The sequence below is a fragment of the Polaribacter sp. R77954 genome (genome assembly GCF_044595335.1).
GTDB lineage: Bacteria > Bacteroidota > Bacteroidia > Flavobacteriales > Flavobacteriaceae > Polaribacter.
In genome coordinates this window covers 2315903-2335761 of record NZ_CP138992.1, presented here as the reverse complement: position 1 = coordinate 2335761, position 19859 = coordinate 2315903, and the positions used below count along the sequence as shown (strand labels likewise).

The window sequence follows — 19859 nt, the reverse complement described above, 5'->3', positions numbered from 1 at the left end:
GCCTACTGCCTACTGCCTACTGCCTACTGCCTACTGAAAAACCTCCGCTTGCGGAAATAAGAAATATAAAAATTACCAAATAAATGTATCACTTAAAACCATTGCCTATGCAAATAAACAAATACAAGCAGAAGAAGTGTTACAAAAGTACCATTTTTTCTACAAGTTTTTTGGTGTTATTTAAACTTGTTAAATCAATTAAATACACCAAAATATAATTATAAATCATTTTAAAAATTAGAAAAAATGAAAAAAGTAATTTTAAATTTAGTGTTTGTAACAGGTAGTACAATCTTAAATGCAACATCGTCAAATGATGAATATATAGAAGGAAAAGAGCAAGTAATTGAAGTTTATGAAGATTTTAGTTGTGCAACTGATTGTGTCAAAGAATCCAAGAAGAAAATTCAAGATGCATCAGATGTTCTTGGGGAAGACCCAAATGATCACTTAGATGATTATATGACGGAATACACAAATTGTTACAATACTAATTGTTAAAAATTTTACTAATCTATACCTCTCTAGGCTTCTAGAGAGGTTATTACATCAAAAAAATGAAAAAAACTACTATTACTATTTTACTTTTAGTCTTTTATTCCAGTCTATTTTCACAAAATGGTTCGGGCATAGTAAAATATAGTGTAAAGCTAAATTTTACGCTAGAAGACATTGAAAAAGAAGAAAAAGAGAAAGGAAAGAGGTTAGAAACTATGAGAGAATTAATTGCTAAAACTAAAGATACTGAAGCAATCCTAAAATTCACATCTACAAATGGATACTCTTCAGTATCAAAAAGAATGCAAATTAAAGAAAGAAATAACGGTTTAGATTTAGTGTATTCTAGAGCAGGAAGTGAAAAAATATTTTATACAGATTTGATAATGCAAACAAATACAATTCAAGAATGTAAAATATTTGAAAAATGTTATTTAATAATACAACCAAAATTAGAGTGGAAATTGACGCAAGAATCAAAACTTATTGGAGGATATTTATGTTATAAGGCTATAAATACGAGTTCAAAGAATACCAAACAAAAACCTATTGCTTGGTATGCACCTCAAATTCCTGCTAGTTTTGGTCCTAAGCATTATTTTGGCTTACCTGGGTTAATTTTAGAATTGGAGGAAACAGCTATAATTTTTAAAGTAAAAAATATCACTCTAAATCCTAAAAATGAGGTAGAAATTATACCTAAAAAAGGAACTAAAATTTCTGAAGAAAATTATAAAGCAAAACAAAGAAGAGAGTTTTCTCAATTTTTTGAAAACTAACTTATACTATAATTTATAACATAAAAAATAACTAACAGTCAACAAAAATAGAAATATGAAGAAAAATAAATATATCAGTAACTGTAGCTATCGTAAGTTTTAGTTTTGCCTACTGCCTACTGCCTACTGCCTACTGCCTACTGCCTACTGAAAAACCTCCGCTTGTGGAAATAAGAAATATAAAAATCGTGTAAATAAATGTATCACTTAAAACCATTGCCTATGTAAATAAACAACAACAAACAGAGGAAGTTTTACAAAAGTACTACTTTTTCTACCAATTTTTTAGAGAATTTTAATTTGGTGTATTCAACTAAAAACTCAAAGAATTATTACAAACTAACCTAAATAAAAAATTAGGTTCCAAGATTTTATATTATGAAAAAAGTAATTTTAAGTTTAGTATTTATTTTAGCAATAGGAGTGTCATTTATTAATGCTAATCAGTCTAATGAAACTTCAGAAATGGTTGAAGAATATGGTTGTGCGAGTGATTGTGTTAGTGCCTCTAGAGAAGGAGCATTATGGGAAGAAGGAGAAGATGCAGATAGAAGTGCTGGTGGTGCACTAGTCACAACATTTAAAAGGTATTATGCAGCTTGCTTGGCAACACAATGTTAATAATTAATTATTCAATAATGCCTAGGGATTTTTCCCTAGGCTTAATAAAACAGAATTATGAAAATCTTAATAAAACATATTTTATTATATTTCTATTTTACAACTTCAATTTTGCTATCTCAACAAAATTTTTCAGGAATAGTTGATTATAAATCTTTTACAAATTCAAAAAAAATAGAAAAACTTTTATCAGAAAAAAAACAAAAAACAAAAAACAAAAAACTCCTATCTTTAATAAAACAATCTTTTGAGTTTAAAAAACCTATAAACTCTAAACTTCAATTTTCAAATAATAAAGGTGTTTTTATAGTTGAAGATAAAATGATTAGAGATGATGATTTAGGACAACAAATGGCTGTTTCAAGAGCAGGAGGTTCAAAAGAATATTATTATAATGATAATGAAAAAATTTATTTAATAAAGGAGTGCGAAGCATTAGGAGAATGTTTTGTTTTTGATAATAAATTTTTAAAATGGAATCTTACTCAAGAAACAAAAGAAATGAACGGATATAAAGTTTTTAAAGCTACAAGAAGTAATGGTAAGGTTATTGCTTGGTACACACCAAGTATTCCAATAAGTTTTGGACCTAAAGGAGAATATGGTTTGCCAGGTTTAATTTTAGAATTAGAAATAGGTAAAATCATTTTTAGGGCTACTAAAATTATTTTAAACCCAAAAGAGAAAGTTGTAGTAGAAAGGCCAAAAGGAGGTAATAGAGTTTCTTATGAAGAGTATAGTTCAATTATGAAAAAGGCTAAAAAAAGTGTTTTTGGTAACTAACATGACCAAATAATATTTTTTTGAAACTATAATATTTTCTTTTTGTTTTAAAACTATATAGAAAACAGTTTTATAATTCACCTTACTAATAATAATTATTTTTTCATCAATTTTTATAAATGCTCAAAAGTAAAAAGTAGCCTATGTAGTTTCTATGATTCCTTATTCTGATAAAAATGAAGAAAACATTAATAATTATAATGCTACTGTGTACAGCAGTGGCACTATATAGTCAAAACAAAAACAAAGTTAGACTAACTTACAAAGTTGGTATAAAATTACATAAAGTAGTTTTCTCAATTTTTTGAAAACTAACTTATACTATAATTTATAACATAAAAAATAACTAACAGTCAACAAAAATAGAAATATGAAGAAAAATAAATATATCAGTAACTGTAGCTATCGTAAGTTTTAGTTTTGCCTACTGCCTACTGCCTACTGCCTACTGCCTACTGCCTACTGAAAAACCTCCGCTTGCGGAAATAAGAAATATAAAAATCGTGTAAATAAATGTATCACTTAAAACAAATGCCTATTTAAATAAACAACAACAAACAGAGGAAGTGTTGCAAAAGTACCATTTTTTCTACCAATTTTTTAGAGAATTTTAATTTGGTTTACTCAACTAAAAACTCGAAAATTATTTATTAAATAAACCTAAAAAATAGGTTTTAAATTTTAGAAAAATGAAAAAAGTAATATTAAGTTTAGTATTTGTACTAGCAACAGGAATAACTTTTATAAACGCAACATCTAGTAATGATGAAATTTTACCAACGACAAAAGAAGCTATTGAAATAGTGGAAGAGTTTGGTTGTGCAAGTGATTGTAATTCATTAGCAAGAGAGGGTGCTTTAGCTCTTTCATCAAATCACGATGATAGGGGAGAAGGAAGTGAATTAATGGATCGTTATTCTGAATTATATTTTCACTGTTATACAACAACCTGTTAAAAAAAAATAAGCCTAAAGATTTTTTCTTTAGGCTTTTTAAAACCGATATTATGAAATTTCTTAAAATAAATTTTTTTATTTTCTTTTTTTTAAATACCACATTAATATTATCTCAATCAGAATATTATGGTATAATAAATTATGAATCAAAAGTTAATGGTATAAAAGCAGCAGATTATTTGTCTAATAAAAGAGATAAAATAAAAAATAAACAACTAGTAGCATCATTGGATAAAGTTTTTTTAAATACAAAATCAGTTAAATCAACTCTTTTATTTACTAAAGGAACTGGAATATTTTTAGTTGAGGATAAAATGAATATTCCTAAAAATGATCTTGCACAAAGAATGAATAGAATAGATGCTGGAGGCTCTAAAGAATATTATTATAATGATATAACAAAAACGTATTTAATTAAAGAATGTGAAGCTCTAGGAGAGTGTTTTATTTTCGAAAATAAATATTTAAATTGGGAATTGACTCAAGAAACTAAAGAAATAAACGGATATATTGTTTACAAAGCAACAAGAAGTAATGGTAAAGTTATTGCTTGGTATACACCATCAATACCTATTAGTTTTGGACCAAAAGGAGAGTATGGTTTACCTGGTTTGATTTTGCAATTAGATATAGGCAATATAGTTTTTAGTGCTATGAAAATTGTTTTAAACCCTAAAAAAGAAATTAAAATAGAAATACCAAAAGGTGGTAAAAGAATAAGTGGAGAAGAATATGCAAAAGAAATAAAAAAAGCCAAAAAAAGTGTATTTGGTAATTAGTGTTTTATGAAAAAGAAACTCCTATTTATTTTAGTATTTGCAATTTCAAGTTTTAGTTATTCCCAAAAAGTAACCTTAACAGGTTTTGTAAAAGATAGCTTACAAAACCCTTTGCCTTATGCAAATGTAATTGCAAAACCCAAAGATGTTTCTAAAAACCTTCAACTTTCTATTATAGATAACGAAAGTTATTATAAATCGTCACTGCAAAAATGTATACCGTTTATTTGAAACCTTCATAATTTTAAATCGTTTTAAAAGTATACATCAATAAAATAGCTATGAAAATTTTCCTTTCTTGGATTCTCTTATTTTTTTCAACAATTGTTTTTTCTCAACAGTTAAATGGCAAGGTTACCTATGTGGTCTCAATGACTCCGTTTTCTGATAAAAAAATAGATTCCATATCCAAAAAAATGAAAACGAAAAAAATGGATAAATGGATGCGTAATATTTTTGAAAATACTTCAAATGTCAACGCTTATTTAGATTTTACAAATGAGGAATCTTTATATTATATAGAAAAGAAAATGAAAAACGATGGTAAATCTTCCTTAAATATGACAGAAACTTTTGCAGGAGGTGATGATAAATATTACAAAAATCTAATTAGTAAAGAATTTTATCATCAAAGTGATGTTTTTGGGGAATTATCTCTAATCGATTTACCAACTAAAAAATGGAAAATAACTCAAGAATCAAAAATAATAGGTGGCTATATATGTTACAAAGCTTTTGATTTAAGTTATAAAAACAATAGCAGTTATGCTTGGTTTACTCCACAAATTCCTGTGAGTTTTGGACCAAAAAAATTTGTTGGTTTACCTGGTTTAGTGCTTGAAGTTCAATTAAAAAGAAGAAAAATTATCGCCACAAAAATTATTTTAAACCCAAAAGAAAAAATAGAAATTAATAAACCAACAAAAGGAGAAAAAGTAACAATAGAAGAAGCACAAAAAAGATATAGCAGTTTTTGGAAAAGTATAGAAAAACAATAAAGTAACCTATGAGAAAGAAACTCCTAATCCTTTTAATTCTTGTCATTTCAAGTTATTGCAATGCTCAAAAAGTAACTCTATCAGGAACCGTAAAAGACAGTCTTCAAAACCCAATGCCCTATGCAAACGTAATTGCAAAACCTAAAGATGTATCTAAAAATTTACAATTTGCTATTACAGATAATGAAGGTTATTATAAGTTGTTATTAGAAAAAGGAGATACGATTACTATTAGTATTTCTTATTTAGGTTACAAACCCATAGATTTCGAGTTTGTTGCGCAAAAATCTATAAAAAAGAACTTTGTATTACAACAATCTTCAGAACAATTAGATGAGGTTGTTATAGAAATGCCTGTAACTGTTAGAGGAGATACCACAACCTATAAAACTTCTAAATTTATTGATGGTTCAGAACGAAAGCTAAAAAATGTTTTAAAAAAATTACCAGGAGTTGAGGTTAGTAAAAATGGTACAGTTACTGTACAAGGCAAAAAAGTAACGAAAATGTTAGTAGATGGTAAAAAGTTTTTTGGTGGTAATTCTAAATTGGCAGTAGAAAATATTCCTGCAGATGCTGTGGGCAATGTAGAGGTAATAGACAATTATAATGAAGTTTCGTTTTTAAAAGGATTAACAGACTCAGATGAAATGGCAATGAACATCAAATTAAAAGAAGATAAAAAACGCTTTGTTTTTGGTGATGTTGAGGCTGGTAAAGGAAATGAAGATTTTTACAAAGCAAGTGCCAATTTGTTTTATTATTCACCTAAAACAAATGTTAACTTTATTGGAAACATCAATAATATTGGCGAAAAAACATTCACGTTCAGAGATTATTTAAGTTTTTCTGGAGGTATTAATGCTATCTTTAAAAATAATTTTAAACGTGGCGATTTTTCTCAATTTATGCAAAGTAATGATGTGTTGAGTAGTCAACAAAAATTCGGAGCGTTAAATATTACCAAAGTAGCCACAGATAAATTTGATGTTTCTGGATATGCTATTTTCTCGAACTCAAAAACAGCCAGTTTAGTAGAAAACCTAAATGAATACACAGCTTTTACAGAAGACAGAACCAGAAAAACAAATTTTGACAATCTATTAGGGATTGGAAATTTAAATTTAGAATACAACCCAAATTCTAAAGAAAAATGGTACTCTAGAACTCAGATAAAAAGAACAAATAATACTAACAATCAAAGTCTTACAAGTATTATCAACAACAATACAAATACCATAACTACAGATAGAGATTTAACAGCCACCTACATCAACCAAAATATAGAATGGCATAAAAGGCAAAATGACAAGCACACGTTTTCATCAGTCATCAATTATACGTTTGATAAAAGTAATAAAACCGCTTTTTGGGAAACCCAAGATCCTATTTTGCAAGGCTTAATTCCTGCTGATAATAATCAGACTTTATTACGAATTAATCAATTAAAAAATACGCAAGAACATAATTTTGATGGTGTTTTTAAACACTTTTGGGAAATTAACAACAGCAATCATATTTATACAACTTTAGGTAACAAGTATTTGCAAGAAGATTTTTTTACGGAAGACACTCAACGTTTAGACGATGATACTCTAAATAATTTCGCCAATGGCGGATTTGGGAACGATGTAAATTTTAGGTTGAATGATTTTTTTGTGGGGATGCATTACAAATTCAGGTCAGGAATTTTTACCCTAAAACAAGGTGTCTATGCGCATAAATACGATTGGAATATCAATCAAAATATAAACACAGCAATTGGCAAATTGGTAGTTTTACCTGACTTTTTAGCAAAAATTGAGTTTAATAAATCCAAGAAAATCACCATAAACTACAACTTAAAAACTTCTTTTTCTGATGCCAGTAAATTCGCCAATCGTTTTTATTTGCAATCTTACAATTCCGTTTTTAGAGGGAATGAAAACTTGCAAAATAACTTATTTCATAATGCAAGAATTTACTATAGCAGATTTAGTTTGTACAGAGGTTTAATGTTGTTTGCAAGTGTAAATTACAATAAACAAATTCGTGGAGTAAGAAGTACAGTTGATTTTAATGACATCAATCAATTTTTAACAGTAAAAATGTTTGACAATCCTTCAGAAAATTGGCGAGGAAATATTCATTTAGAAAAATCCATAAAAAAACTAAAGTATAAGTTTGATGTTGGTTTTAGCAATTCCCAATTTGTTCAAGAATTAAACAGCACTTTACAAACCAATACCAATAAAAATTACGATTATGAAATAGCAATTGAAACGCTGTTTGATAAATTTCCAACCATAGAAATTGGTTTTAAGCAAGATATTGGTAATTTTACAGCAAGTGCAAATACTTCGAAATTTATAACCACTCAGCCATTTATCAATATTGATTACAATTTTCTAGAAAACTTTATTTTTAATTTCGATTATACTAAAAGCAATTATCAAAATAAAACGTTCAATCAGAAAAACACCTACGAAATTGCGAATGCCACGTTATCTTACAAAAAAGAAAATTCTGCCTGGAGCTATAAAATTACTGCTCAAAACCTGTTAAATGCACAGTTTAAACAAAGCAATAGCTTTTCAGATTTTTTAATTTCGGACACTAAAACCTTTATTTTACCAAGAATTGTATTGTTTACTATTGGTTATAATTTGTAAGTGATTGCCTTATATTTTAAATCTAAAAATTACAGAATTCCATTTTTATCTTCAAAACCATTTAAATATCTTTGAGCATCTATAAATCAAGACACTAAAATGGACGATTTTATTCTGTATTTTAAAATGGGTTTAAATCATGTATTAGATTTTACAGCCTATGATCATATTTTATTTTTAATCGTTTTAGCCGTCGTTTTTAGTTTTTACGAAGTAAAAAAAGTCTTGTGGTTGGTTACCTTATTTACCTTAGGGCACTCACTAACATTGGCATTATCTGCCTATGAAGTGTTGCAAATAAGAATGGATGTCATAGAATTTTTAATTCCTTTATCTATTTTTATAACAGGGGCAGTTAACATCTTCAATTCAAATAAAACATCAACAAAAAAAGACAATATTAATTTAATTTTTGCTTTATTTTTTGGTTTAATTCACGGCTTAGGATTCTCTAATTATTTTAAAATGATGATTGGCAAAGAAGAAAGTAAACTTTTTCCTTTAATAGAATTTGCTTTAGGTATCGAAGCTGCACAAATAATAATTGTGGTTGGTATTTTAATTGTAGGTGCTTTAGCCAAAAACCATCTAAAAGTCTCTAAAAGAGATTGGATTTTAGTTTTATCATCTATCGTAATTGGTTTTGCCATACAAATGATGGTAGATAGAGTGTTTTGGTAAGTTAAAGAAGGTTTCTTTAATTAGCAACAAGTTTTTTGTTGTGCAAAAGCACAGGTTGTAAAAAAATACTACTATTTTTTATAATTTATACTACAATTATTTTATACAAATACTACTATTTTTTATAAAACATACTAGTATATTTACAAATAAGTGCCTTGTGCAACATAAAAAAGTAACTTAATAGATAGCACAAACAAAAGGATATTTTATAAAAACGCTTTATCAACAAAAAAAATGCGCTGCTTTATACAATTAAGATTGTATTAATTTTAAGGATTTCATCTTATTTACATTTAAAAAATTCTTTATTTAACATTTTTTATCTTTCAAATCTTTTTATTTTCGTAGTTGATGATAGAAAAAAAGCAATTAAAGTACGATAGAGCGTATTTAAAAATGGCTCGAGAGTGGGGCAAGTTATCACATTGTAAGCGAAAACAAGTAGGCGCTTTAATTGTAAAAGAACGCATGATTATTTCTGATGGTTTTAATGGCACTCCAACAGGGTTTGATAATTGTTGCGAAGATGATGAGGGCCAAACAAAATGGGAAGTTTTACATGCAGAAGCCAATGCTATTTTAAAAGTAGCCTCTTCTACACAATCAGCAAAAAATGCAACATTATATATTACCTTATCACCTTGTACGCAATGCAGTAAACTCATTCATCAAGCAGGTATAAAAAGGGTAGTGTATGCAAAAGCGTATAGAGATTCATCAGGAATACAATTTTTAGAGAAAGCAGGTGTAGAAATTAATCATTTACCTTATGAACAAGAATAATTTACCCATATATTTTGCAATAGCCGTTATTTTAGGCATTTTAATAGGTGTTTTTTTTGGTGGCAATGCTAATGGTCTAGCATCATTTTCAAAGAATCCGTCTCAAGAACAAAAAATAAAAAAGCTCATTAATTTTATTGAAAGAGATTATGTAGATGATGTAAATACAGACGATTTATTAGATGGTGCTATTACACAAATGTTGGGCAAACTAGATCCACATTCCGTATACATTCCTAAAGAAAGCCAACAAGCTAATATCGAAAACATGCAAGGTAATTTTGTGGGTATTGGTGTGCAGTTTAGAATGATAAAAGATTCCATAACAGTAGTGCAACCCATAAAAGGTGGGCCAAGTATTAAAGCAGGCATTAAAGCTGGTGATCGTATTTTAATGGCAAATAAAGATACTTTGTATGGTAAAGACTTTAGAAGCGGTATTGTACCAAAGTATTTAAAAGGCAAACCAAAAACCAAAATAAATCTGCAAGTTTATCGAAAAAGCAACGATTCTTTATTTAATGTAGTAATTACTCGTGGTAAAGTAAATATTAAAAGTGTTGACTTGGCTTATATGATTAACGATTCTTTAGGATATATCAAACTAGATCGTTTTGCCAGAAATACGTATCGCGAATTTAAATCTTCTTTAAATGAGTTAATTAAAGATGGAATGACAGATTTGGTAATTGATTTAAGAGGTAATGGTGGTGGTTATATTGATATTGCGACTCGAATTATTGATGAGTTTTTAGAAGACAATACATTAATGGTGTTTACTAAAAATAATAAAGATGAAATTGAAGAATATGAAGCTACAGAAATTGGATCTTTTGAAGATGGTGGTTTGTATGTTTTAATTGATGAAAACTCAGCATCAGCCTCAGAAATTGTAGCTGGTGCTTTACAAGATAATGACAAAGGGTCCATTATTGGAAGACGCTCTTTTGGTAAAGGTTTGGTGCAAATAGAAATGGGTTTAGGTGATGGCTCTGCAGTGCGTTTAACTACAGCCAGATATTTTACACCTACAGGACGTTCTATTCAAAAACCATACAGCAAAAACGGTGATAAAGATTACAGAAGAGATTATCAAAAAAGAATTGCTAGTGGAGAATTGCTCAATAAAGACAGCATTAAAGTCATCGATTCTTTAAAATTCAAAACTCCAAAAGGCAAAATTGTATATGGTGGTGGAGGTATAATACCTGATGTTTTTGTGCCTATAGATACCACTTCGTATATGACCAACTTTTACTTTAGCACCATAAATGAATTCGCCTTTGATTATGTTGATAATAACCGAACCAAACTTTCAAATTGGACCATTGATAGCTTTGTAGATGAGTTTGATGCTGATGAGGCAATATTTAAGAAATACATCAATAGTGCTAAGCCAAACAATAATCGATTTTTAAAAGAAATTCAAAATTTAAAAATTGTCTTAGAAGATGGCACTCTTCTTAATAATGGTCAATCAAATAAAGATACATTTGAACAAGATATTATCAAAAAGAAAAAAAGTTTACAGCGTTATTTAAACGCATCTATTGCCAATGTGCTTTTTGGTGATGTTGGCTTTTACAGAATTATGCATCAAGACGATAAAATGCTGCAAAAAGTATTGGAGTTGGAAAGTAAAGAGGAATAGCGTTTCTTTGCAAAGATGATTAAAATTACCACTTTAAAAGACCAAAAAGTCTATTTTGCTTCAGACCAGCATTTGGGCGCACCAACTGCGGCTCTAAGTTTCCCTCGCGAAAAAAAGTTTATAACCTGGTTAAATGAAGTAAAAAAAGATGCAGCCGCTATTTTTTTAGTAGGCGATTTGTTCGATTTTTGGTTCGAATACAAAACCGTTGTTCCTAAAGGATTTGTAAGAACCTTAGGCAAATTAGCCGAAATTAGAGATGCTGGTATACCCATTTATTTTTTTGTAGGAAATCACGATCTATGGATGATGGATTACTTTCAAAACGAACTCAACATTCCTGTATACCATAAACCCCAAGTTTTTCTTATCAACAATAAAAAAGTGTTTATTGGGCATGGAGATGGTTTAGGCCCTCATGATAAAGGTTTTAAACGACTAAAAAAAGTGCTTACTTTTCCGCTATTTCAATGGTTGTATAGATGGTTACACCCAGATATAGGCTTAAAATTAGGGCAGTACATGTCTGTAAAAAACCGAATGATTTCTGGCGATGATGATGCTATATTTTTAGGCAATGAAAACGAATGGTTGGTGCAATATTGCAAACGAAAATTAGAAAGTAATCATTACGATTTTTTTGTTTTTGGGCATAGACACTTACCACTAGATATTCAATTACAAGAAAATAGTAGATACATTAATATCGGAGACTGGGTAACGCATTTTACGTACGGAGAGTTTGCAAATACTCAGTTACAATTAAAAAACTTCAGCTAAGTGCACAGTAGCACTAAAATACAAATCATCTTTAACCTTGTTTTAACAGAATAATTTTGTTAAAATTGTAGCTTTGTTTCACAAAATTTAATAATTAATTGTCATAGATAATGGACGTAGATGTTAGAGCTATTAACGAAAAAATAGAGAGGGAAAGTGCCTTTATAGATATCCTTACTTTAGAAATGAATAAAGTAATTGTAGGGCAAAAACAGATGATCGAAAGTTTGTTAATTGGTTTGTTAGGTAATGGTCATATTTTACTAGAAGGTGTGCCAGGTTTAGCAAAAACGTTAGCAATTAATACCTTGTCAAAAGCGGTTCAAGGTTCTTTTAGCAGAGTGCAGTTTACACCAGATTTGTTACCTGCAGATGTTGTAGGAACCATGATTTACAACATGCAGCAAAATAGCTTTGAAATTAAAAAAGGCCCAATTTTTGCAAACTTTGTTTTGGCAGACGAAATTAACAGAGCACCAGCAAAAGTGCAATCTGCATTGCTAGAGGCTATGCAAGAGCGCCAAATAACTATTGGTGATACTACTTTTAAGTTAGATGAGCCATTTTTAGTAATGGCAACGCAAAACCCAGTAGAGCAAGAAGGTACCTATCCATTACCAGAAGCACAGGTAGACCGTTTTATGCTAAAAGTGGTTATAGATTACCCAAAGTTGTTAGACGAGCAAATAATTATGCGTCAAAATTTATCAGGTGGTTTTGCAAAAGTAAACCCAGTTATAAAAGTTGATGAAATTTTAAGAGCAAGAGAAGTGGTAAATGAAGTATATATGGACGAGAAAATCGAGAAATATATTTTAGATATCATTTTTGCAACACGTTATCCAGAAAAATACAATCTACCAGATTTAAAAGACTTAATTAGTTTTGGAGCTTCACCAAGGGGTAGTATCAACTTGGCAAAAGCAGCAAAATGTTATGCATTTATAAAAAGAAGAGGCTATGTAATTCCAGAAGATGTAAGAGCAGTGGTAACAGATGTTTTACGTCATAGAATTGGTATTACTTATGAGGCTGAAGCTGAAAATGTAACTTCTGTAGAAATCATTAACTTAATCATCAACGAAGTAGAAGTGCCTTAAAAAGTTGGCAGTAAAATCAGTATTCAGTAGGCAGTCGCTTACTCAGTTCTGATTAACTGTACACTTTTACCACAAACTATTGACTGAAAACTGGATACTGAAGACTGCTTACTGGAAAAATGGATACAAAAGAAATACTAAAAAAAGTTCGTAAAATAGAAATTAAGACAAAGCGTTTGTCTAATGATATTTTTGGAGGAGAATACCATTCCTCTTTTAAAGGACGAGGTATGACATTTTCAGAAGTACGTCAATACCAATTTGGAGATGATGTTAGAGGTATTGATTGGAATGTTACTGCGCGTTATAATGAGCCTTATGTAAAAGTTTTTGAAGAAGAACGCGAGTTAACCATGATGCTTATGGTGGATGTTTCTGGGTCAGAACTTTTTGGTACCACCAATCAATTTAAAAAAGATACAGTTACAGAAATCGCAGCAACTTTGGCATTTTCGGCAACTCAAAATAACGATAAAGTAGGGTTGATTTTATTTTCTGATGATATTGAGTTATTCATTCCGCCTAAAAAAGGAAAGAGTCACGTTTTAAGAATTATCAGAGAGTTAATAGAATTTAAGCCAAAAAGTAAAAAAACAGATATAGATGTAGCTTTAAAGTTTTTGTCTAGCGTTTTAAAAAAGAGAGCCATTGTATTTATGTTGTCTGACTTTATGGATGATGACTATGAAAAAAGTGCAAAAATTGCAGGTAGCAAACACGATTTAACAGGCATTAGAGTTTACGATAAACATGATGAGGAAATTCCGAATTTAGGAATGGTACCCATGTTAGATGCAGAAACTGGTGCTGTTCAATTGGTAAATACAGCTTCTAAAACCACAAGAAAAAATTATAAAGCAAATGCTTTACGGTTAACAGATTATTACATCAATACATTTCGAAGAAGTGGTGCAGGTACTATCAATACAAGAGTTGATGAAAGTTATGTAAAAAAATTATTAGGTTATTTTAAGCATAAAGGAAGATAATCTTTACGAACATTTCCAAGAGTTAAAACTAAAGTTAAAGTTGAAAAAAAGTAAAATAAATATAAAATTTTCTAGAAGTAATAGAGAAACAATGTCCAAGTGCTTTCTTTCCTTTGGAAAGAGAGTTAGAGAGATAGGCTTTTTTCTTATTGCTCTCTTTTCCGTTGTTGCTTTTTCTCAAGATAAAATTGTAAAAGCACAGGTAGAAACTTCTAATATTAGAATAGGTGAGCAGTTTAGTTATAAAATTACAGTAAAAGATGTAGACAAAGTAATTTTACCAAAATTAGAACTAAATGGTTTAGAAGTGGTAGACTCTTCTAAAATTGACACCATAAATTATATGCTAATTCAAAAGTATAAGATTACCGGTTTCGATAGTGGTTCTTTTTACATACCACAACAACAAGTTTTTATCAGAAATCAAGCCTATTTAACAGATTCTATCTTAATAAATGTGGCTACAGTGCCTGTAGATACTACAAGATTAAAAAAATATCCTATTAAATCAATCAAAAAAGAACCTTATGTTTTTGATGATTTTATACTGTATATCTACTTATTAATTGCGGCATTGGTAATTATAGGTTTTTGGATTTATTGGTTTGTCATCAGAAAGAAAAAAGAAGAAGAAGAAAAACCAACCTATGTTGCTTTGGCTCCTTATGACGAAGCCATGCATAAATTAAATGAGTTAGATGAAAAATTACTATGGCAAAACAACAAGGTAAAAGAGTATTATAGTGAGCTTACAGACATTATTCGTGCTTATATAGAGCGTGAACTCAAAGTACCTGCTTTAGAAAAAACATCAGATGAAATTATAGAAACCTTAAACGATTTTTATGAAGCAAATACCATTAATACTACAAAAGAAAATATTAAAAAGTTAAAAGATTTATTTCAAGAAGCAGATTTAGTAAAGTTTGCCAAATCTAAACCTTTAGCAAGTGAAATTGAAGAAGATAGACAAGATGCTGAACAAGTTGTGCATAATTTAAAACCTAAACCCGTAATTAAGGATGAAGAATTGGAGTAATTTCGAGCTTTTAAATCCAGAGTTTTTGTGGTTGTTAATACTCATTCCGTTATTAGCAGTTTGGTATTTCTTGGTAAGAAAAAAAGATGTAGCAATTTTAACAGTACCTACAATTAAGGGGTTTCAAACAAAACCTTCTGTATTAGCCAGGTTAAAACCTATAGTATACGTTTTACGATTGTTGGCCTTAGCAGCTATTATTTTTGCGTTGGCAAGGCCTAGAAATGTTTCTGTTAGCAAAAAAACAAAAACCAATAAAGGGATAGATATTGTTATGGCAATTGATGTTTCTGCAAGTATGTTGGCTCGAGATTTAAAACCAAATAGGTTAGAAGCCTTAAAAAAAGTTGCGGTTACTTTTGTAAATAAAAGACCAAATGATAGAATTGGTATTGTAGTATATGCTGGCGAAAGTTTTACGCAAACCCCAATTACAAGTGATAAATCAATTGTAAAAAGAACCATAGAACGTTTGCAATGGGGGCAATTAGAAGGAGGTACAGCCATAGGAATGGGTTTAGGTTCTGGCGTAAATAGATTAAAAGAAAGCAAAGCAAAAAGTAAAATAATTATTTTACTAACGGATGGGGTAAACAATTCTGGAAATATAGATCCAAGAACTGCCACAGAATTGGCCAAAGAATTGGGTATTAAAGTTTACACTATAGGAATTGGAACCAATGGAATGGCAGATTTTCCTTGGAGTAAAGACCCAAGAACAGGCGCTTTAAATTTTAGAAAACAGCAAGTAGAAATAGATGAAGCACTTTTAAAAGAGATTGCTTCTGAGACCAATGGTAAATATTTTAGAGCAACAAACAACGATAAGTTAGCTGAAATATATGATGAAATTGACAAACTTGAAAAAACAAAAATAGAAGAGTTTAAATACTATAATTATCAAGAAATGTATAGAGATTTAGTATTTCTGGCACTTGGTTTTTTAGTACTTGAATTCTTGTTAAGAAACACCATTTTTAAAAGTTTTATATAATTTTCCTGCAAGGTTTTAGAAACCTTGTAGGTCTTTAAAAAAGTTAGTTATTTTATACCTGCAAGGTTTCTAAAACCTTGCAGGATTTAAAACAGTAATTTACAAAATGTACAAATTAGAAGAACCAATTTATTTTTACTTATTAGCAATCATTCCAATTTTGATTGTTGTTTTTCTGTTGGTTTTATGGTGGAAAAAGAGAACACAACGCAAATTTGCTAATGCAGCATTATTAGTAAAAATAGCACCAAACACCTCTGTTTTTAAAAACACATTAAAATTGATGATGTTAATTTTAGGAATTACTTTTTTAGTGATTTCTTTAGTGAACCCTAAAATGGGTTCTAAACTAAAAACGGTAAAAAGAGAAGGTGTAGATGTTGTATTTGCTTTAGATGTTTCTAAAAGTATGTTGGCAGAAGATATTGCACCTAACAGATTAGAAAAGGCCAAGCAAATCATCTCTAAAATCATCGATAAATTAGGTTCAGACAGAGTAGGGGTTATTATTTATGCAGGTAATAGCTATCCGCTTTTACCAATTACTACAGATCATGCTGCTGCAAATATGTTTTTGCAAAATGCAAATCCAGATATGGTGTCAAGTCAAGGTACAGCCATAAATGAAGCACTTGAATTGGCAAAAACCTATTATAATAATGATGAGCAAACCAATCGTTTTTTAATCATTATTTCTGATGGAGAAGATCATCAAGAAGAAACCAAACAAATGGCACAAAATTTGTCTAATGATGGTGTAAAAGTATATACTGTTGGTGTAGGTACAGAAAAAGGAGGGCCAATTCCTATGCGTCTAAATGGTTCTATGATTGGCTATAAAAAAGATAGAAAGGGAGAAACTGTAATTACAAAACGTCAGCCAGATGTATTAGCTGATATTGCAGATGTTGCTAATGGAAGATATATAGATGGTAATGTTACTGAAGATCCTGTAAAACAAATTTCAGAAATTATTGCCAACGCACAAAAAAGTGAATTTGAAACCAAACAATTTGCAGATTATAAAGATCAATTTCAGTGGTTTTTAGCCATTGCTATCGTATTTTTATTATTAGATATCTTCCTGTTAGATAGAAAAACAAAATGGTTAAGAAAAGTTGATTTGTTTAACGAAGAAAAATCAAAAAATTAATTAAAATGAAAATTTATTTAAACATACTTATTATTTGCTTAATGCTATTTTCATCTAAAGAAATTGTAGCACAAAAAGATTCTATTGCACAACAACGTAAAGCCAGAAAAATGGTGAGGCAAGGCAATAAATTGTACCAACAAAAGCAGTTTACAGATGCTTCTGTGGCTTATCAAAAAGCACTAGGTAATAATGCTAATTACGATAAGGCAAGTTACAATTTAGGAAATGCATTGTATCAAAATAAAAATTTTAAAGAAGCTGCACCTCAATATGAATTAACAGCAAAAACTGCCGAAGACAAGTATACTAAAGCAGAAGCATATCACAACTTGGGCAATTCAATGATGGAAACCAAAAATTATCAAGGTGCTGTAGATGCCTATAAAAATTCGTTACGAAATAACCCTAATGATGATGAAACGCGTTACAATCTAGCTGTCGCACAAAAATTGTTAGACAAAGAAAATAAAGACAACAAAGACGATAATAAAGACAACAAAGATAATAAGGATAAAAAAGATAAGGAAAACAAAGACAAAGACGATAAAAATAAAGACAAGGATAAGAAAGAGGGTGATGATGAGAAAGATAAAAAAGATAAAGACGACAAAGACAAAGATGGTAAAGGCGATAAGGATAACGACAAAAAGCAAGATCCTAAACAAGATGATAAAAAAGATCAAAAACAAAAGCCAAAACCACAACAAGGCAAAATGTCTCCTCAACAAATTAAGCAGTTGCTAGAGAGCTTAAATAACGAGGAAAAAAAGACACAAAAGAAAATGAATGCTAAAAAAGCAAAAGGTAAAAAGGTAAAACAAGAAAAAGATTGGTAAATTGAACCTTTTAAGAAGAAGATGAAGTTGAAATTTTACATATCGCTACTAATAACATTACTAACACTTTCAATTTCTGCGCAAAAAGCAGAACTAGAAGTAAAAGTTAGTAAAAATAAACTGGGTTTAAATCAACGTTTACGAATAGAGTTTTCTATTAATAAACAAGGTGCAGATGACTTTACCCCACCAAAATTTGACGATTTTAGAGTAATTCAAGGGCCTAGTCAATCTATCAGTCAATCTTGGATAAATGGTAAGGTTAGTTTTTCTAAATCGTATACTTATATTATAAAGCCAAAAAGAAAAGGCGAGCTTATAATTGGCCCTGCAAGCATAAAATTAAATGGGGCTACAATAAACTCTAAAATGATGAAAGTAGTTGTTTTAGATGCTATAGATATGCCTAAAAATCCTAATGATCCAGAATATATTGCTCAGCAAAATATACATTTGGTTGCAGAAATTTCTAAAGCAAGACCTTACGTTGGCGAAGGAATTTACGTAGAATATAGGTTGTATGTAAGTGAAAACGTTAGTGTTTACGATACCTCTGTAACTGAGGCTCCACAATACAATGGTTTTTGGAATCAAGAGATTAAAATTAATGGTTTTCCTGTAAAAATGGGAAAATATAATAATGAAGATTATAGGTATATTGTGCTTCAAAAAGCATTATTAATTCCTACAAAAACTGGTAAATTAACTATAGATCCTATGAAAATGGACATCGTAATTGGTGTTCCAACTGGTAGAGCAGATTTTTTTGGTAATGTGATTACAAAAAATATACGCAAAGAATTTTCATCGCCTAAAAAAGTAATTAGCCCAAAAAATCTTCCTTTAGAAGGCAAACCAGAGAATTTTACAGGTGCAGTAGGTCAGTTTAATTTTGATGTTTCTTTAAGTAAAGAAGCGTTAAAAGCTAATGAATCTTCTCAAATAAAAGTAGCGGTTTCAGGTAAAGGAAATCTAAAGCTTTTTGAATTGCCAGAAGTTAAAACACCAGTTGAATTAGAAAAATACCAACCAGAAAGAAAAGAAAGTGTAAGAATTGCAACAGATGGTTTACGTGGCGCTGTTACAGATATATACACAGTTGTACCTCAGTATAAAGGAAAATATAAAATACCAAGTGTCGGTTTTTCTTATTTTAACCCAAAAACAAAAAAATACGAATCTATAAATACAGATGATTTGTATGTAGATGTTACAGAAGGAAAAGCCTTACCAGCCAGTACAACAAACTCGGTAGAAAAGAAAGCGGTTGTGTTAACAGGAAAGAATTTTAGGTATATACAAACCCAGAGCGATTTTGTAACTGGTAAAACAGATGATTTCTACAAATCTAACCTGTTTTTTAGTTTACTTTTTTTACCATTAGTATTAATTCCTATAGGCATTGTAATTGCAAAGAATAATGAAAAACGGAATAGCGATGTTGTGGGCCTAAAATTAAGAAGGGCAGAGAAATTAGCAAAAAAATATTTATCTGCAGCACAAAAGCAATTGGGTAAAAAAGAAGCGTTTTACGAAGCTTTAGAGCGTGCGCTACATAATTATTTAAAAGCCAAATTAGGTGTGGAAACTGCAGATATAAGTAAAGAAAATATTACCAAAATATTACAAGAAAAAAACACTAATGAAACCACTATAAAGCAGTTTATAGATGTTTTAAAAGCGTCAGATTTTGCAAGGTATACTCCTGTAACTGACACAGAAATGAAACAAGAGTTTGAAAGAGCTAAACAAGTAATCGTTGAATTAGATAAACAGTTGTAA

Annotated in this window: 20 protein-coding genes; all 20 read left to right on the top strand. The window is 29.7% G+C overall.

Going from position 1 to position 19859, the window contains the following annotated elements; genetic code table 11:
• Positions 1-246 precede the first annotated feature (246 nt).
• The 20 genes from SJY27_RS10080 to SJY27_RS09985 all read left to right on the top strand — a co-directional run bounded on the left by SJY27_RS10080 (position 247) and on the right by SJY27_RS09985 (position 19859).
• Positions 247-501, top strand: a complete 255-nt coding sequence (locus SJY27_RS10080; RefSeq protein ID WP_397444706.1) for a hypothetical protein — start codon at positions 247-249, stop codon at positions 499-501.
• 56 nt (positions 502-557) lie between these two features.
• On the top strand, positions 558-1277 hold the full coding sequence (locus tag SJY27_RS10075) for a GLPGLI family protein (protein WP_397444705.1): 720 nt from the start codon (positions 558-560) through the stop codon (positions 1275-1277).
• 378 nt (positions 1278-1655) lie between these two features.
• Entirely contained in the window at positions 1656-1898 is a 243-nt protein-coding gene (locus SJY27_RS10070) for a hypothetical protein (protein ID WP_397444704.1), read from the top strand.
• A 57-nt stretch (positions 1899-1955) separates the two neighbouring features.
• Positions 1956-2681, top strand: coding sequence for a GLPGLI family protein (locus SJY27_RS10065; RefSeq protein WP_397444703.1), 726 nt, complete (start codon positions 1956-1958; stop codon positions 2679-2681).
• Positions 2682-3370: 689 nt separating this feature from the next.
• Entirely contained in the window at positions 3371-3637 is a 267-nt protein-coding gene (locus tag SJY27_RS10060) for a hypothetical protein (RefSeq protein ID WP_397444702.1), read from the top strand.
• A 50-nt stretch (positions 3638-3687) separates the two neighbouring features.
• Positions 3688-4416, top strand: a complete 729-nt coding sequence (locus SJY27_RS10055) for a GLPGLI family protein (RefSeq protein ID WP_397444701.1) — start codon at positions 3688-3690, stop codon at positions 4414-4416.
• A gap of 6 nt (positions 4417-4422) precedes the next feature.
• Entirely contained in the window at positions 4423-4647 is a 225-nt protein-coding gene (locus tag SJY27_RS10050) for a hypothetical protein (protein WP_397444700.1), read from the top strand.
• A 50-nt stretch (positions 4648-4697) separates the two neighbouring features.
• Positions 4698-5414 carry a GLPGLI family protein gene (locus tag SJY27_RS10045; RefSeq protein WP_397444699.1) on the top strand — a complete coding sequence of 239 codons (717 nt, stop codon included), beginning with the start codon at positions 4698-4700 and terminating at the stop codon, positions 5412-5414.
• 8 nt (positions 5415-5422) lie between these two features.
• On the top strand, positions 5423-8065 hold the full coding sequence (locus tag SJY27_RS10040) for a carboxypeptidase-like regulatory domain-containing protein (protein WP_397444698.1): 2643 nt from the start codon (positions 5423-5425) through the stop codon (positions 8063-8065).
• 99 nt (positions 8066-8164) lie between these two features.
• Positions 8165-8746, top strand: coding sequence for a HupE/UreJ family protein (locus SJY27_RS10035; RefSeq protein WP_397444697.1), 582 nt, complete (start codon positions 8165-8167; stop codon positions 8744-8746).
• Positions 8747-9100: 354 nt separating this feature from the next.
• Positions 9101-9532 carry a deoxycytidylate deaminase gene (locus SJY27_RS10030; RefSeq protein WP_397444696.1) on the top strand — a complete coding sequence of 144 codons (432 nt, stop codon included), beginning with the start codon at positions 9101-9103 and terminating at the stop codon, positions 9530-9532.
• Positions 9519-11183, top strand: a complete 1665-nt coding sequence (locus SJY27_RS10025) for a S41 family peptidase (protein WP_397444695.1) — start codon at positions 9519-9521, stop codon at positions 11181-11183. Before SJY27_RS10030 ends, SJY27_RS10025 begins: the two co-directional genes overlap by 14 nt.
• Before the next feature lie 15 nt (positions 11184-11198).
• Positions 11199-11963 (top strand): UDP-2,3-diacylglucosamine diphosphatase, encoded by a 765-nt coding sequence (locus SJY27_RS10020; RefSeq protein WP_397444694.1) that lies wholly within the window; start codon positions 11199-11201, stop codon positions 11961-11963.
• A 110-nt stretch (positions 11964-12073) separates the two neighbouring features.
• On the top strand, positions 12074-13063 hold the full coding sequence (locus tag SJY27_RS10015; protein WP_397444693.1) for an AAA family ATPase: 990 nt from the start codon (positions 12074-12076) through the stop codon (positions 13061-13063).
• A 119-nt stretch (positions 13064-13182) separates the two neighbouring features.
• The gene (locus tag SJY27_RS10010) at positions 13183-14052 is read left to right on the top strand and encodes a DUF58 domain-containing protein (RefSeq protein WP_397444692.1); all 870 of its coding nucleotides are present in this window, start codon (positions 13183-13185) and stop codon (positions 14050-14052) included.
• Between the two features lie 91 nt (positions 14053-14143).
• Complete coding sequence (locus SJY27_RS10005; RefSeq protein ID WP_397444691.1) at positions 14144-15091, top strand: hypothetical protein; 948 nt, start codon at positions 14144-14146, stop codon at positions 15089-15091.
• Positions 15075-16085 (top strand): vWA domain-containing protein, encoded by a 1011-nt coding sequence (locus tag SJY27_RS10000; protein WP_397444690.1) that lies wholly within the window; start codon positions 15075-15077, stop codon positions 16083-16085. The genes SJY27_RS10005 and SJY27_RS10000 overlap by 17 nt, the downstream gene beginning before the upstream one ends.
• A gap of 106 nt (positions 16086-16191) precedes the next feature.
• On the top strand, positions 16192-17238 hold the full coding sequence (locus tag SJY27_RS09995) for a VWA domain-containing protein (protein WP_397444689.1): 1047 nt from the start codon (positions 16192-16194) through the stop codon (positions 17236-17238).
• A gap of 5 nt (positions 17239-17243) precedes the next feature.
• On the top strand, positions 17244-18077 hold the full coding sequence (locus SJY27_RS09990) for a tetratricopeptide repeat protein (protein WP_397444688.1): 834 nt from the start codon (positions 17244-17246) through the stop codon (positions 18075-18077).
• Positions 18078-18098: 21 nt separating this feature from the next.
• Complete coding sequence (locus SJY27_RS09985; RefSeq protein WP_397444687.1) at positions 18099-19859, top strand: BatD family protein; 1761 nt, start codon at positions 18099-18101, stop codon at positions 19857-19859.